The following is a 13,309-nucleotide window of genomic DNA, read 5'->3' on the forward strand; positions in this document are numbered from 1 at the left end:
CCCGTACGCTCCAGGAAACACCGCATGACCCTTACCGGACGCCCCTGGCCGATGCCGCTGAAGATGGGCGTGGGCTTCGCCGCCGGCCTGCTGCTGGGCCTGGTCGTGCACCTGACCGCCGGCGCCGACGCGGGCTGGGTGCAGGCGTTCACCCGCTACGTGACCACGCCGGCGTCGAGCCTGTTCCTCAACCTGATCTTCATGCTGATCGTGCCGCTGCTGTTCTCGGCGCTGGTCATGGGCATCGCCGAGATGGGCGACATCCGCGCCCTCGGCCGGATCGGCTGGAAGACCCTGGCCTATACCGTGGTGCTCTCCGGCGCGGCGGTACTGCTCGGCTTGCTGCTGGTGAACGTGCTGCGTCCGGGCGCGGGCGTGGACCCGACGCTGGCCGCGCAGCTGCTGGTGCAGAACGCAGAGCGCAGCCGCGACATCGTCGCCAGCATCGAGACCCAGCCGCGCGGCATCGACATGGTGCTGTCGATCGTGCCCAGCAACGTCATCCAGGCCGCTTCCGACAACGGCTCGATCCTGGCGCTGATGTTCTTCGCGGTGATGTTCGGCGTGGGCATGGTCCTGACCGACGACGACAAGGTCGCCACGCTCAAGCGCGGCATCGAGGGCGTGTTCGAGATCTCCATGACCCTGATCGGCCTGGTGATCCGGCTGGCGCCGTACGCGGTGTTCTGCTTCATGTTCAACCTCGCCGCGATCTTCGGCTTCGAGCTGCTGGTGCGACTGGGCGCGTACGTGGGGGTGGTAGTGCTGGCGCTGGGCCTGCACATGTTCGTCGGCTATGGAATCGCCGTGCGCCTGGCCGGGCGCTCTCCGCTGAAGTTCTTCCGCGACATCCAGGAAGCGGCGGTGATGGCGTTCTCCACCGCCTCCAGCAACGCCACCCTGCCGACCGCGCTGCGCGTGGCCGACCAGATCGGCCTGCCGCACAAGGTGTCGCGCTTCGTGCTGACCGTGGGCGCCACCGCCAACCAGAACGGCACCGCGCTGTTCGAGGGCGTGACCGTGATCTTCCTGGCCCAGTTCTTCGGCGTGGACCTGAGCCTGGGCCAGCAGTTCATGGTGATGCTGGTGTGCATCCTCGGCGGCATCGGCACCGCCGGCGTGCCTTCCGGCTCGCTGCCGGTGGTGGCGCTGATCTGCGCCATGGTCGGCGTCGACCCGATCGGCATCGGCCTGATCCTCGGCGTGAACCACTTCCTCGACATGTGCCGTACCACGCTCAACGTCAGCGGCGACCTCACCCTGGCCACCCTGGTGGCCGCGGGCGAGCCGGAGGATGTCGACGACGGGGGCGCCCATGCGCCGGCGAACGGAACCGCCGCCTGAGGGCGACGGTTCCAGACGAAACGCTGGCGGGAACGTTCCCTCGCCGGAAAAACCCGGAAACGCAGCGTTCGGGGCGGCAAATCAATGGGTTGCGGCAGGACAGGACCGCCGCGGGATGGGACAATGTCCGGCCCGCATCCCGCGGTTGCCATCGACCAAGCCGAAACCCCACATGACGAAGCCGACACGCCGCCAGCTCGCCAACGCCATCCGTTTCCTCGCCGCCGATGCGGTCGAGGCCGCCAAGTCGGGCCACCCCGGCATGCCGATGGGCATGGCCGATATCGCCGAAGTGCTGTGGAACGACTATCTGCGCCACAACCCGTCCAACCCGGACTGGTTCAACCGCGACCGCTTCGTCCTGTCCAACGGCCACGGTTCGATGCTGCACTACGCGCTGCTGCACCTGAGCGGCTACGACCTGCCGATCGAGGAGCTCAAGCGCTTCCGCCAGCTGCACAGCAAGACCGCCGGCCACCCGGAGCGCTACGAGACCCCGGGCATCGAGACCACCACCGGTCCGCTGGGCCAGGGCTTCGCCAACGCCGTCGGCTTCGCGCTGGCCGAGAAGGTGCTGGCTGCGCGCTTCAACCGTCCCGAGTACGAAGTCGTCGACCACCGCACCTGGGTGTTCATGGGCGACGGCTGCATGATGGAGGGCGTGTCCCACGAGGCCGCCTCGCTCGCCGGCACCTGGGGCCTGGGCAAGCTGACCGCGTTCTGGGACGACAACGGCATCTCGATCGACGGCGAGGTCCACGACTGGTTCACCGACGACACCCCGGCGCGCTTCGAGGCGTACGGCTGGCACGTGGTGCGCGGCGTCGACGGGCATGATCCGGAATCGATCAAGGCCGCGATCGAGCAGGCCATCGCGGTCGACGACAAGCCGACCCTGGTGTGCTGCAAGACCACCATCGGTTTCGGTGCCCCGCACAAGGCCGGCAAGGAAGAGTCGCACGGCGCCCCGCTGGGCAAGGACGAGATCGAAGGCACCCGCAAGGCGCTGGATTGGCCGCACGCGCCGTTCGAAATCCCGCAGGAGATCTACGACGGCTGGCGCGCCAACGGTGCAGGCACCCTGCGCCAGGCCGAGTGGGAGCAGCTGTTCGACAAGTACGCCAGGCAGTACCCGGCCGAGGCCGCCGAGCTGGTCCGCCGTTCGCGCGGCGAGCTGCCGGAGGATTTCGTCGCCCAGGCCGACGCCTTCGTCGCCAAGGTCCAGGCCGAGGGCGCGACCATCGCCTCGCGCAAGGCCTCGCAGAACGCGATCTCCGCGTTCGCGCCGTTGCTGCCGGAACTGATTGGTGGTTCGGCCGACCTGGCCCCGTCCAACCTGACCCAGTGGAAGGCCAGCAAGTCGGTCACCGAGGTCGACCCGAACGCCAACTACGTGCACTACGGCGTGCGCGAGTTCGGCATGAGCGCGATCGCCAACGGCATCGCCCTGCACGGCGGTTTCCTGCCGTTCGACGCCACCTTCCTGGTGTTCAGCGATTACGCCCGCAACGCGCTGCGCATGAGCGCGCTGATCCCGGCGCACGTGATCCACGTGTTCACCCACGACTCCATCGGCCTGGGCGAGGACGGTCCGACCCACCAGCCGGTCGAGCACCTGGCCTCGCTGCGCTACATCCCCAACAACGACGTGTGGCGTCCGTGCGACGCGGTCGAGTCGGCGGTGGCGTGGAAGTCGGCGATCGTGCGCAAGGAAGGCCCGAGCGTGCTGGTGTTCAGTCGCCAGAACCTGCCGCACCAGCCGCGCAGCGAGGAGCAGGTCAAGCTGATCGAGCGCGGTGGCTACATCCTGGCCGACGCCGAGGGCGGCAACCCCGACGTGATCCTGATCGGCACCGGTTCGGAAGTGTCGCTGGCGGTGGAAGCCAAGGCGCAGCTGGATGCCGCGGGAATCAAGACCCGCGTGGTGTCGATGCCCGCCAGCACCGTGTTCGACCGCCAGGACGAGGCCTACCGCGAGTCGGTGCTGCCGAAGTCCGTGCGCAAGCGCGTGGCGGTGGAAGCCGGCATCACCGACTTCTGGCGCAAGTACGTGGGCCTGGACGGCGCGGTCATCGGCCTGGACCGCTTCGGTGCCTCGGCCCCGGCGGGCGAGCTGTACAAGTACTTCAATATCACCACCGACGCGGTGGTGGCCGCGGCCAAGGCGCTCTGAGCCCGGGTCGTCCCGCAGCCGGGCCAAGCGCCCGGCTGCAGGCATAGCGATGCATGGAAGGGGACGCTATGGCGTCCCTTTTCCTTTCCAGCCACCGGCGAACTGCACGACCAGCCAGGCGTCGATTCCCGACAGCGCAGGCGGCAATGCCGCCAGGCGGGCCCAGTGCAGGCTTTCGATTTCCTCGTCCTGCGCATGCGGGCGGCGGCGGCGCAGGCGCTGCGCGCCGAAGACCAGGCCGGTCAACGGGTCGACGGTCCCGGGCGAGCCCAGCTGCAGCCAGCCCAGGATCTCCATCGAACCGGCGACATGTCCGGTTTCCTCAAGCAGCTCGCGCGCTGCCGCCTGGCGCGGCGTCTCACCGGGATCGACCCAGCCGCCGGGCAGCTCCAGCACCTGGCGCCGCGCATTGCGCACCAGCAGGATCCTGCCCAGGTCGATGGCCAGGACCAGGACGAAGTCGGCTGCGACGCCGGGGGCACGGCCGTGGCCGGCGGCACGCACCACCTCGCCACGCTCGTTAGCGGGCGGCGGATCGGGAAGCAGTAGCGGGGAGGTCGGGACCACGCGTCTGGGGACATGGGGGACGGGCGGTGGATGCCTGCCCGGGCCGCGGATTGTGTCCGAACCGGCGCCTGCTGCATGCACTTGCCCTATAGGTGATCGCTATCCGACCGCCATCGCGATTGGGTATGCGATGGCCTGGTCGTCCGAGACCAATGCCCAATGTGGCTGCACGCCTGCCGGCAGCCCCGCTGGGGGATCGCCGTGCAGATCGATGCCCATGGTTCCGATCCGCGTGAAGTGGCCGCGGCCGGTATAACGCATCTCCGGCCGGAGCAGTCCGGCGCGCGCATGCAGGGCGAGCATGGCGACCACACCGGTCACATTCAGCGGCTGGTTGGCCAGGGGTTCGACCCCGGCTTGCAGCATGGTCCGGCCGTCATCGAAGGCGCAGGCGCCGTGGCTACCGTCGCCAGCTTCGACCTGCAGCGTGCCGGCCAGTGCACAGGGGCACCGATCCGGTAGCGCAGGATCAGGAAGCTGGAGGAGCCCACCAGCCAGGCCTGCGCGCCGACGAGCGGTGGGGCGGTGCCGTGCCGGGGCATCGGCGTCGCAGCCTGCGTGAAGCAGCAGGGCAGGGGCGGCCAGCAACAGGCGTGCGGCAAGGTGATGGAACATGCACGGCATCCATGAGTGGACTGCCGATGTTGTCCAGCGGCCGCGCGCAGGCGTCCTCTGGGATCGAACCGTACCTGCCGGCGCCGCGTCGTGGGCGCCGCAGTGCAGCTCAATGGGCGGCGGGCTTGTCGTGCTTGCTGCCGCCGCGGCAGCGTGGTGAATCCGGCACGCTGGCGTCGGCTTCCCATTCGGCCGGGGTGTAGGTGTGCAGGGCCAGGGCGTGGATCTGCTGCATCAGCCCACCCATCGCCGCGTAGACCGCCTGGTGGCGCTGGATCAGGCGCTTGCCGTCGAAGGCATCGCTGACCACCACGGCCTTGTAGTGGGTCTCCAGGCCGCGGCTGTGCATATGGCTCTCGTCCAGCACCTCGAGGTGCCGGGGTTGCAGGGAGGCGAGGGCCTGGCGGATCTGGTCGGCGCGGGTGCTCATGTCGGTACGGCTGGGGGAATGGGAACAGGATGGGGACGGATGAATCCACGCCCAAGCCTGGGGCAAAGCTTACCGGGCCGGCGCCGGTGTGGCCCCGGTAGCGCGGCAACACTGCATCCCGGTGCGCTCAGGCCCCTGGCACGGACAGGTCGGGGGCCGGCTGCCGCAGCAGGTGGCGACGGATCGCGGCGCGTGCCGGCCCGTCCCATTCCGGCCGCCAGGCGCAGTGCGCGGGATCCTCCACCGTGCCCTGGTAGCCGAGGTTGCCCGCAGCACCCAGCAGGTCGTAGACCTCGCGCGCCGCGAGCACGCTGGCATGGCCGGCCGGTGCGCCCAGCCAGGCCACGTGCGGGTTGTCGAGCACCAGCAGGCCGCGCGGCGCGACCAGGGCCAGCACCTGGTGCTGGTCCACCGCCAGCTGGCGCGGATCGGCGGTGAACCGGCCGAAGGCATCGCCCAGCCATGGCTGCTCGCCGTAGGCACTGGCGGCCGGCTGCGCGCCCTCGGGCGCATTGCGCCAGGTCGGCACGCCGCCGGCGCCGGATTCGACCGGCACCGTCAGCGCCACCCGCTGGTCGAACGCGCCTGCGGCCAGCGCACCCTTGCCATGGCGCGAGCAGCCGGTGACGCCGATCGCATCCGCACGCAGCAGCTGCCCGTCGGAGGCGGCGATCACGTCGATCAGCCGGCTAACGCCCCAGGCCCACGCCATCAGCGTGCCGGTGCTGTCGGCCTCTTCGCCAAGCAGGCGGTAGTACGCGCCTTCCTTGCGCCGGCCCTCGCCGGTCTCGGCGCCAATCGCGGTGCTGGGGAATTCGATCCGGGCCACGCCCTCGCTGGCCAGCAGTTGCGGGTCGATACCGGCGACGCCGGCCATCACCACCACCGCCGGGAAGGGGCCCTCGCCCGGAGGCAGCCGCACGCGCGCGCTGAAACGTTCGCTGCGGCCGCCGTGGCGCAGCTCCACTTCGATGCGCTCCGCCGTTACCGTGCCGGTGACCGAGTCCGGCACCTTGCCCTTCGCGCCATAGACCTGGGTTTCCAGCGTATGCAGGGTCTGCTGGCGCAGGCAGCGCCACTGCGCGGGATCGCTGATGCGGTCGCCATCCGGCAGGGCCAGCGGATCCGGCAGGCCGGCCCGCATGCCTTCTGCCGGAGCAACGACCGCGCAGTCGCGGCCTTCGTTTTCGCTGGCGGCGACCAGGTTGCCGGCGCTTGCCAGGGTCGGCCATGCGAGCAGCAACAGGCTGGGCAGCAGGGTCCGGCACCGGTTCCAGGGCATCGCGCGTCTCCATTCCGGGAAGGCCGATCATGCCAGCCGCGGAAGGGGGCTTGACGCGGGCTTATGTTTACGTCTGTAATCCAATTTCGATTACGGTTGTAAACGGAGCGCGTCGATGTCCAGCGAACCCATCCCGGTGACCGAAGCCGAAGCGGCGGTCATGGAAGTGCTCTGGCAATCCAGCCCCCGCAGTTCGGAGGAGGTGGTGGCTGCGGTCGCGCCTGCCACCGGCTGGGCCGAGCCCACGATCAAGACCCTGCTCAACCGCCTGCTCAACAAGGGCGCGATCAGTGCCGAGCGCGAGGGCCGGCGCTACCTGTACTCACCGGTGCTGGCGCGCGAGGCCTGGGTGGAGCAGCAGAGCGAAGGCCTGCTGGCGCGCCTGTTCGGCGGGCGGGTGGCGCCGCTGGTGGCGCACTTCAGCGAGCGCGGGCGGCTCTCGGCGGCGGACATCGCCGAGCTCAAGCGCCTGGTTTCCGAACTGGAGGAGGGAGAGGCAGATGGACGCTGAGCTGACGATGCTGCTGCGCGCGACCCTGGTCCTGACCGTGGCCTGCGTGCTGGTGCTGTGCCTGCGCCGGCCCGCCCGCAGCCTGTGGGGGGCGCAGGGCGCCTATCTGCTATGGGCCTGCGTCCCGCTCGCGGTCGTCGCCTCGCTGCTGCCGAAGCAGGCCGGCGTGGCGATGCAGGTGCCGGTGGCCGAGGCCTGGCTGGCGCCGTTGCAGGCCGGCGTGGTCGCCGTCGCCGGGGTGGGTGCGTCCGCGTGGCAGGGCTGGCTGCTGCCGGCCTGGCTTGCCGGTGCGGTCGCGACCGCGCTGCTGCTGGGATGGCAGCAGTGGCGCTTCCGGCGCGCGCTGGGCCGCCTGAAGGAACGCCAGCGCGGTGTGTTCCAGGCCAGCGTCCAAAGCGCCGCATTGCCGGCGGTGGTCGGCGTGCTGCGGCCGCGGATCCTGCTGCCGGCCGACTTCGAGCAGCGCTACAGCGGGCCGGAGCGCGCGCTGATCCTGCAGCACGAACGCCTGCACGTGCGCCGGGGCGACCTGCTGGCCAATGCGCTCGCCGCACTGCTGCGCTGCCTGTTCTGGTTCCACCCGCTGCTGCCGATGGCGCTGCGGCGGTTCCGCCACGACCAGGAGCTGGCCTGCGATGCCGGCGTGGTCGCGCGCCATCCGGGCCAGAGGCGTGTCTATGGCGAGGCCATGCTCAAGGCGCAGTTGCTGCAGTCGTCCACCGTCCCGCTGGGCTGCCACTGGCCGTTCCGGCATCCACTGAAGGAGCGCATCGAAATGCTGAAGCATCCGGTCCAATCGTCGCGGCAGCGCATCGCCGCCGTGCTGTCCGTGTCCCTGCTGGCCCTCGGTACCGCCTGCATGGCCTGGGCGGCGCAGCCCGCACGAGCCTCCGTTCCCGCCGGCAACGCGGCGCAGCAGCAGGCGCAAGTGCCCCATGACCCGTCGCCGCTGCTGGCTGCGCACATGCCAGCCCCGCGCTATCCCAAGGACGCCGCGGATGCCCGCGTCGCCGGCCTGGTGGTGCTGCTGCTCGACGTGGACGCCGAGGGCCGCGTGACCGGCGTGGAAGTGGAGAATGCCAGGCCCGCCGGGGTGTTCGAGGCCGCGGCGATGGAGGCGGCGCTGCAGTGGCGCTTCAATCCCCAGGCAAAGGACGGCATTGCCCTGCCCAGCCGCGTGCGGGTGCCGATCAGCTTCGAGCTGGACCAGCCGGCGGCCGAAGAGGGCGGCCAGGCGTGATCCGGTTGCACGACCCGCAAGCCGCGCGGGGCATGGCCCGGAAAGCCCATGCAGGCGTCCGTGGATGGCAGGGATGCCTGCTGGCGCTGCTCCTCGCGGGCTGCGCCAGCACCGTGGACACCGGCGGCGCTCCAGGTGACGGCGATGACATCAGCACCGGCGTGGGCCAGCGGATGATCATGCCGGCCGGTGCGACGCGCTACGAACTGGCCCCGAACCAGGGCTTCTCGCTGCCGCAGTTCCTGGCCACCGATGCGCCGGGGTTCCCGGCGCATTACCGCCCGGCCAGTCCATTCGGCATCAGCATCTGCGCATCGCTGGTGGTGTCGGAGGATGGCGCGGTGCGCGACGTGCGCCTGGTCGACGCGCCCGGGTGCGTGGCCGCCAGCGAGGCGCCGGAGCCGCTGGCCGAGGCCGTGCGCAGTGCGATGGCGAGCTGGCAGTTCCGGCCGGCAATGATGTGCGAATACGCGGATGCCGCCACCCGCAACCGCTCCTGGACCGGCGACGGTTGTTCCGGTCCGGTGCTGGCGGCCCGGCCGGTGCCGGTGACCCTGTCCTGGGCATTCACCTTCGAGCTGCGCGATGGCCAGGCGCGGGTGACCCGCAATCCGGCCGCGGCGAACTGATCAGCATTCCAGCATCTCCGGACGGAACAGCCGCCGCCGGCTGGTCTCGTCGCCTGACAGCATCAGCCGTCCCTCGCCGCGGTAGTGCACGGTGCGCGGCCACTTCGGCCGCGCTGCCACGTGCGCACGCACCACCTGCCACACGAACAGCGGGTAGTCGTCGTTGGTGTGCGCGCGCCGCAGCCGGCATTCGAAGCTGGCGTGGCACTCGCCGAGCAGCGGTGCCTCCACTTCGTCGGCCTGCTGCGCGGTCAGGCCGAAGCGCTCGAACTTGTCGACCTCGGCACTGCTGCAGTTGCCGACGCCGACGACCGTATCCAGCAGCGAAGCCGTCGGCAGGTTGATCACGCACTGCCGGCTGCGCCGTGCCAGCGCGTGGCTGGTGTTCTCTTCCCAGATGTAGGTGCCGACCAGGTCGTAGCCGAGCATCATGTGCCAGCCGCAGGTCATGATCGCGCGCCGGCCTTTCCACGCGGTGGTGATGAGGACCAGCGGGCCAGGCTCGAGGAAGCGCCGGGTCTTCTCCACCGGGAACGCGGTCTTGCGGGGCAGGGCCATGGGTGGCTCCCGTGCGGGACACGCGGCAAAGACTGCCCGCCGCGCCGGTAACGACGCGTCAATCCAGGACGTGGATGGCGTCGGCCAGGCGCCGCACCTCGTCGGGATGGTGGCTGACGTAGAGCATCGGCAGGCGCACCTCGTCGCGGACCTTCTGCAGCCACGGGATCAGCTCCTCGCGGCGCGCCGGGTCCAGCGCCGACAGCGGCTCGTCGAACAGCAGTACCGCCGGCTGCGAGAGCAGGGCGCGGCCGATCGCCACCCGCTGCGACTCGCCACCCGAGAGGTGGCGGGTGCGGCGCTCCAGCAGGTGGCCGATGCCCAGCAGCTCGACCACCGCGTCGAACCCGAATCCCGCCTGGCCGCCGCGGTGGCGGCCGTAGAGCAGGTTGCGGCGCACGTCCAGGTGCGGGAACAGGCGCGCGTCCTGGAACACGTAGCCGACCTGGCGGCGGTGGGTCGGCACGTCGATGCGCCGCTCGCTGTCGTACAGCACCCGGCCGTCGATCTCGATGCGCCCGGATTCCGGCCGCACCAGTCCGGCGATGGCGTTGAGCACGCTGGTCTTGCCCGCACCCGAAGGCCCGGTCAGCGCGAGCACCCGCGCCTGTTCGTCGATCCGCACCTGGCGACGGAACCCGCCGCGGCGCAGCTGGATGTCGACCTTCAGCATGGCCGGCCTCCGTCGATGGCGTCGTGCGCGCTCATTCCTCGTCGCCTCCGCGCTGGCGCCGCACCAGCCATTCGGAGAACAGCAGCGCGCCCAGCGAGATCACCAGCGCCACCGCGGCCAGGCGCCAGATCCCGGATTCGCCACCGGGCACCTGCATCAGCCCGTAGATCGCCGAGGACAGGGTGCGGGTCTCGCCGGGGACCGCGGAGACGAAGGTGATGGTGGCGCCGAACTCGCCCAGTGCCTTGGCGAATCCCAGGGCCGCGCCGGCGACCAGGCCCGGCCAGGCCAGCGGCAGGGTCACGGTCAGGAACACCCGCCACGGCGCCGCGCCCAGGGTGGCGGCGGCCTGCTCCAGGCGCCGGTCCACGTTCTCGATCGACAGCCGGATCGCACGCACCATCAGCGGGAAGCCCATCACCGCGCATGCCAGTGCGGCACCGGTCCAGCGGAAGGCGAGGCTGATGCCGAAGGTGTGCTCCAGCCAGCGCCCGGCCGGCCCCTGCTGGCCGAACAGCACCAGCAGGGCATAACCCATCACCACCGGCGGCAGCACCAGCGGCAGGTGCACCAGCGCATCGAGCAGCGACTTGCCCGGGAAGCGGCCACGCGCCAGCAGCCAGGCCACCAGCACGCCGAATGGCAGGCTGGCGATGGCGGCCACCGCCGCCACCTTCAGGCTCAGTACGATGGCCGTGATCTCGTCCGGGGTGAAGCCGGGCAAACCCATGCGCGCTCAGTCCCTCGGCCTGAAGCCGTGGCGGGCGAAGATCGCGCGCGCCTGCGGCCCGTCGAGCCAGCGCACGAAGTCGCGCGCCGGGGTGCCGGCGCCGGCGACCGCGGCGATCGGATACATGATCGGCGGATGGCTGCCGTCGGGGAAGCTGGCCACCACCTGCACCCGTGGCTCGACCAGGGCGTCGGAGGCGTAGACCACGCCCAGCGGGGCCTCGCCACGGGCCACCAGCATCAGCGCGGCGCGCACGCTGTCCGATTCGGCCAGGTGTTCCTGCACCGCCGGCCAGTGGCCCAGCGATTCCAGCGCCTGGCGCCCATACTTGCCGGCCGGCACGGTGCTGGTGTGGGCGATGGCCAGGCGGCCTCCGCCCAGCGCTTCGGCCACCGATCCGGCCCGGGCCAGGTCCACCGATGCGGCCTGGCCGCCGTGCGGTGCCACCAGCACCAGGGAATTGCCCAGCAGCTCCACGCGGGTTCCGGGATCGATCCGGTCGCGTTCCTGCAGGTAGTCCATCCAGGCGTCGTCCGCCGACAGGAACACCTGGGCTGGTGCGCCCTGTTCGATCTGGCGCGCCAGGGTGGAACTGGCGGCATAGGACATCCGCACTTCGGTGCCGGTGGCCTGGCGGTAGGCCGCGGCCGCCTCGTCCATCGACTCCTGCAGGCTGGCGGCGGCGAACACGGTCAGTGGCTCGCCCTTGCCTCCGGTGCAGCCCTGGGCGGCGAAGGCCAGCAGTACGATCGCGGCCACGCGCAGCAGGGCGGTCAGATTGGGCATGGCGTTCCTCCGTCGGGGGTTACGGCGGTGCATGTCGGTACAGGATGGCCATCCTGCCCGCCGTGGCCTTGGCACGGCGTCGAGGCGTGGCCGGTAATGCTGTTATCGGGGACCACCCAGTGCCGCGTCCAGTACTTCGGCAAGGCGCGCGGCGCCGAGGCGCAGCTGCGCTTCCTGTACCGGCAGGTGTGCCTCGACGTAGCTGTCGTCGATCACGTGGCCCTTCGGGTATACGCCGGGGGCGAGGCTGGCGCGGCAGGACTGCTCGACCCACGCCACCGGGAAGCCTTCGCGTGGCGGCCGGCCGATCGACTCGACATCCGGCGCCGGCAGGGCACGCAGGCGCTCGATCCATGCATCCTCGTCGAGCTTGCGGGTGCGCAGCATGCCGCTGTCCCACAGCGAATGCAGGTTGGTGCCCTTGCCGCGGTAATTGATCTGGTAGTCGTTGCCGCCGCGGTCGTGGCGGTGGCCGGCGTGTAGAGGCTGGTGCGCGTCGCCGACGAGGTGGACCACGAACTTCAGCGCCTGCAGGCGCTCGGCATCGCTGCGGCCGCGGTCGGCGAGGATGCGTGTCTGCACTTCAAGCGCCTCGTTGACGCAGCCGCCGTCGGGGCAGTGGGCCTGGCGCTCGTAGCGGCAGCCAGCCTCGCCGATATTGACGTAGTGCCAAGGCGCGCTGCGCTTGCCCAGGCCTGGATCGGAACCGCGCAGGTTGTCGGCCCAGGTGGCGATCCCGGCGAGCGAGGGTTCGGCCTCGCCCTGCAACAGGCGCGCGGCTTCGGCGCGCGCAGCGGGGCTGAGGTCCTCCTCGGCCATGCGCGCGACCAGGCGGTGGCCGAGCGGGCCCCAGGCCTGGGCCGGCAGGGCGACGGAAAGCAATACGAAAACACCCGGCAGCCACGCGAGGCGGCGCCGGGTGCGGTTGGAAGGTGCGGGGGCGGTGCGGGACTTCATGCGACAACTTTAACCGACTGTCCCGCACCGCCGCCTTTTCCCCGCCAAGGGAAACGCCTTTCCTCAGAACTTCATGACGTACGAGGCGCCGTACACCAGCGGGTCGATGTTGGCGGTGCCGAGCTTGGCACCGTCGACCTTGACGTCGGTGTCGATGTCGGCCCAGCGCACGTCCACGCGCACCGAGGCCTTCTCGCTGACCTTGAAGTCCAGGCCGGCGTGCGCGGCCAGGCCGAAGGAATCGTCCAGCTTCAGCTTGCTGCCGGCCAGGACGCCGGTGGTGTCCTCGCTGAAGAAGGTGGTGTAGTTGATGCCCACGCCCAGCAGCGGCGAAACCTTGCCGGCGCTGTTGAAGTGGTACTGCAGGGTGATGGTCGGCGGCAGGTGCTTGGTCTCGCCCACCTTGCCCACGCCCTTGACCGCGATGTCGTGCTTGAACGGCAGCGCGCCCAGCACCTCGACGCCCAGGTTGTCCTTGACGAAGTATTCGAAGGTCACGCTCGGCTTGGCATCGCTGTCGATGGCCAGGGGCAGGGTGCCGCCGGCCAGCTTGCCGTTGTCGGACTTCGGGTCGACCTGGTGCAGGCCCACGCCCAGGGTCCAGTCGCCGGCGGACTGCGCGAAGGCAGGTGCGGCGGCAACGGCGGCGAGGGAGGCGGCAACCAGGGGGAGAAGCTTGTGTTTCATCGGTAACACTCTGCGTGTTGGGTGTGGCGCAAGTCTCCGCCCGTGCCGCGGGGCGCGCCTTGATTCCAGTCAAGCCGGGACCACGGGGCGGGCGGGGCCCGGTGCTAGAATGGCCGCCCGCTGTATC

General features: G+C 70.6%; 15 protein-coding genes. 5 read left to right on the forward strand and 10 right to left on the reverse strand.

Features of this window, described 5'->3' with window-relative positions:
• Positions 1-24: 24 nt before the first annotated feature.
• Positions 25-1,344 carry a dicarboxylate/amino acid:cation symporter gene (locus PSESU_RS03520; RefSeq protein ID WP_013534393.1) on the forward strand — a complete coding sequence of 440 codons (1,320 nt, stop codon included), beginning with the start codon at positions 25-27 and terminating at the stop codon, positions 1,342-1,344.
• A gap of 172 nt (positions 1,345-1,516) precedes the next feature.
• Positions 1,517-3,517: a transketolase gene (gene tkt / locus PSESU_RS03525; RefSeq protein WP_041763817.1), complete on the forward strand. Its 2,001-nt coding sequence runs from the start codon at positions 1,517-1,519 to the stop codon at positions 3,515-3,517.
• 66 nt (positions 3,518-3,583) lie between these two features.
• On the opposite strand, the gene PSESU_RS03530 is transcribed toward tkt, so the two are convergent.
• The 4 genes from PSESU_RS03530 to PSESU_RS03545 all read right to left on the reverse strand — a co-directional run bounded on the left by PSESU_RS03530 (position 3,584) and on the right by PSESU_RS03545 (position 6,411).
• Positions 3,584-4,084, reverse strand: a complete 501-nt coding sequence (locus PSESU_RS03530; RefSeq protein WP_013534395.1) for an NUDIX hydrolase — start codon at positions 4,082-4,084, stop codon at positions 3,584-3,586.
• A gap of 99 nt (positions 4,085-4,183) precedes the next feature.
• Positions 4,184-4,699, reverse strand: a complete 516-nt coding sequence (locus PSESU_RS16100) for a hypothetical protein (RefSeq protein ID WP_155942707.1) — start codon at positions 4,697-4,699, stop codon at positions 4,184-4,186.
• 109 nt (positions 4,700-4,808) lie between these two features.
• Positions 4,809-5,129, reverse strand: a complete 321-nt coding sequence (locus PSESU_RS03540) for a BolA family protein (RefSeq protein ID WP_013534397.1) — start codon at positions 5,127-5,129, stop codon at positions 4,809-4,811.
• Between the two features lie 127 nt (positions 5,130-5,256).
• Entirely contained in the window at positions 5,257-6,411 is a 1,155-nt protein-coding gene (locus PSESU_RS03545; protein WP_013534398.1) for a hypothetical protein, read from the reverse strand.
• Positions 6,412-6,526: 115 nt separating this feature from the next.
• Here PSESU_RS03545 and PSESU_RS03550 point away from each other — a divergent pair, with 115 nt between their 5' ends.
• Genes PSESU_RS03550 through PSESU_RS03560 form a run of 3 tightly spaced genes read left to right on the forward strand, consistent with a single transcriptional unit; the run spans position 6,527 to position 8,791 of the window.
• Positions 6,527-6,922 (forward strand): BlaI/MecI/CopY family transcriptional regulator, encoded by a 396-nt coding sequence (locus PSESU_RS03550; protein WP_013534399.1) that lies wholly within the window; start codon positions 6,527-6,529, stop codon positions 6,920-6,922.
• On the forward strand, positions 6,912-8,162 hold the full coding sequence (locus tag PSESU_RS03555; protein ID WP_013534400.1) for a TonB family protein: 1,251 nt from the start codon (positions 6,912-6,914) through the stop codon (positions 8,160-8,162). The genes PSESU_RS03550 and PSESU_RS03555 overlap by 11 nt, the downstream gene beginning before the upstream one ends.
• A 32-nt stretch (positions 8,163-8,194) precedes the next feature.
• Positions 8,195-8,791 (forward strand): energy transducer TonB, encoded by a 597-nt coding sequence (locus PSESU_RS03560; protein ID WP_155942708.1) that lies wholly within the window; start codon positions 8,195-8,197, stop codon positions 8,789-8,791.
• Here the strand turns inward: PSESU_RS03560 and PSESU_RS03565 are convergent, their stop codons facing one another.
• The 6 genes from PSESU_RS03565 to PSESU_RS03590 all read right to left on the reverse strand — a co-directional run bounded on the left by PSESU_RS03565 (position 8,792) and on the right by PSESU_RS03590 (position 13,182).
• Positions 8,792-9,349, reverse strand: coding sequence for a flavin reductase family protein (locus PSESU_RS03565; protein WP_013534402.1), 558 nt, complete (start codon positions 9,347-9,349; stop codon positions 8,792-8,794).
• A gap of 58 nt (positions 9,350-9,407) precedes the next feature.
• Positions 9,408-10,022 (reverse strand): molybdenum ABC transporter ATP-binding protein, encoded by a 615-nt coding sequence (locus PSESU_RS03570; RefSeq protein WP_013534403.1) that lies wholly within the window; start codon positions 10,020-10,022, stop codon positions 9,408-9,410.
• Positions 10,023-10,053: 31 nt separating this feature from the next.
• Positions 10,054-10,752 (reverse strand): molybdate ABC transporter permease subunit, encoded by a 699-nt coding sequence (gene modB / locus PSESU_RS03575; protein ID WP_013534404.1) that lies wholly within the window; start codon positions 10,750-10,752, stop codon positions 10,054-10,056.
• A 6-nt stretch (positions 10,753-10,758) separates the two neighbouring features.
• Positions 10,759-11,538 carry a molybdate ABC transporter substrate-binding protein gene (modA, locus tag PSESU_RS03580; protein ID WP_013534405.1) on the reverse strand — a complete coding sequence of 260 codons (780 nt, stop codon included), beginning with the start codon at positions 11,536-11,538 and terminating at the stop codon, positions 10,759-10,761.
• Between the two features lie 102 nt (positions 11,539-11,640).
• Positions 11,641-12,495: a S1/P1 nuclease gene (locus tag PSESU_RS03585; RefSeq protein ID WP_013534406.1), complete on the reverse strand. Its 855-nt coding sequence runs from the start codon at positions 12,493-12,495 to the stop codon at positions 11,641-11,643.
• 63 nt (positions 12,496-12,558) lie between these two features.
• A complete protein-coding gene (locus tag PSESU_RS03590) occupies positions 12,559-13,182 on the reverse strand; it encodes an OmpW/AlkL family protein (protein ID WP_013534407.1) in 624 nt (207 codons plus the stop codon).
• Between the last annotated feature and the right edge of the window lie 127 nt (positions 13,183-13,309).

The organism is Pseudoxanthomonas suwonensis 11-1, from assembly GCF_000185965.1.
Taxonomy (GTDB): Bacteria; Pseudomonadota; Gammaproteobacteria; order Xanthomonadales; family Xanthomonadaceae; genus Pseudoxanthomonas; species Pseudoxanthomonas suwonensis_A.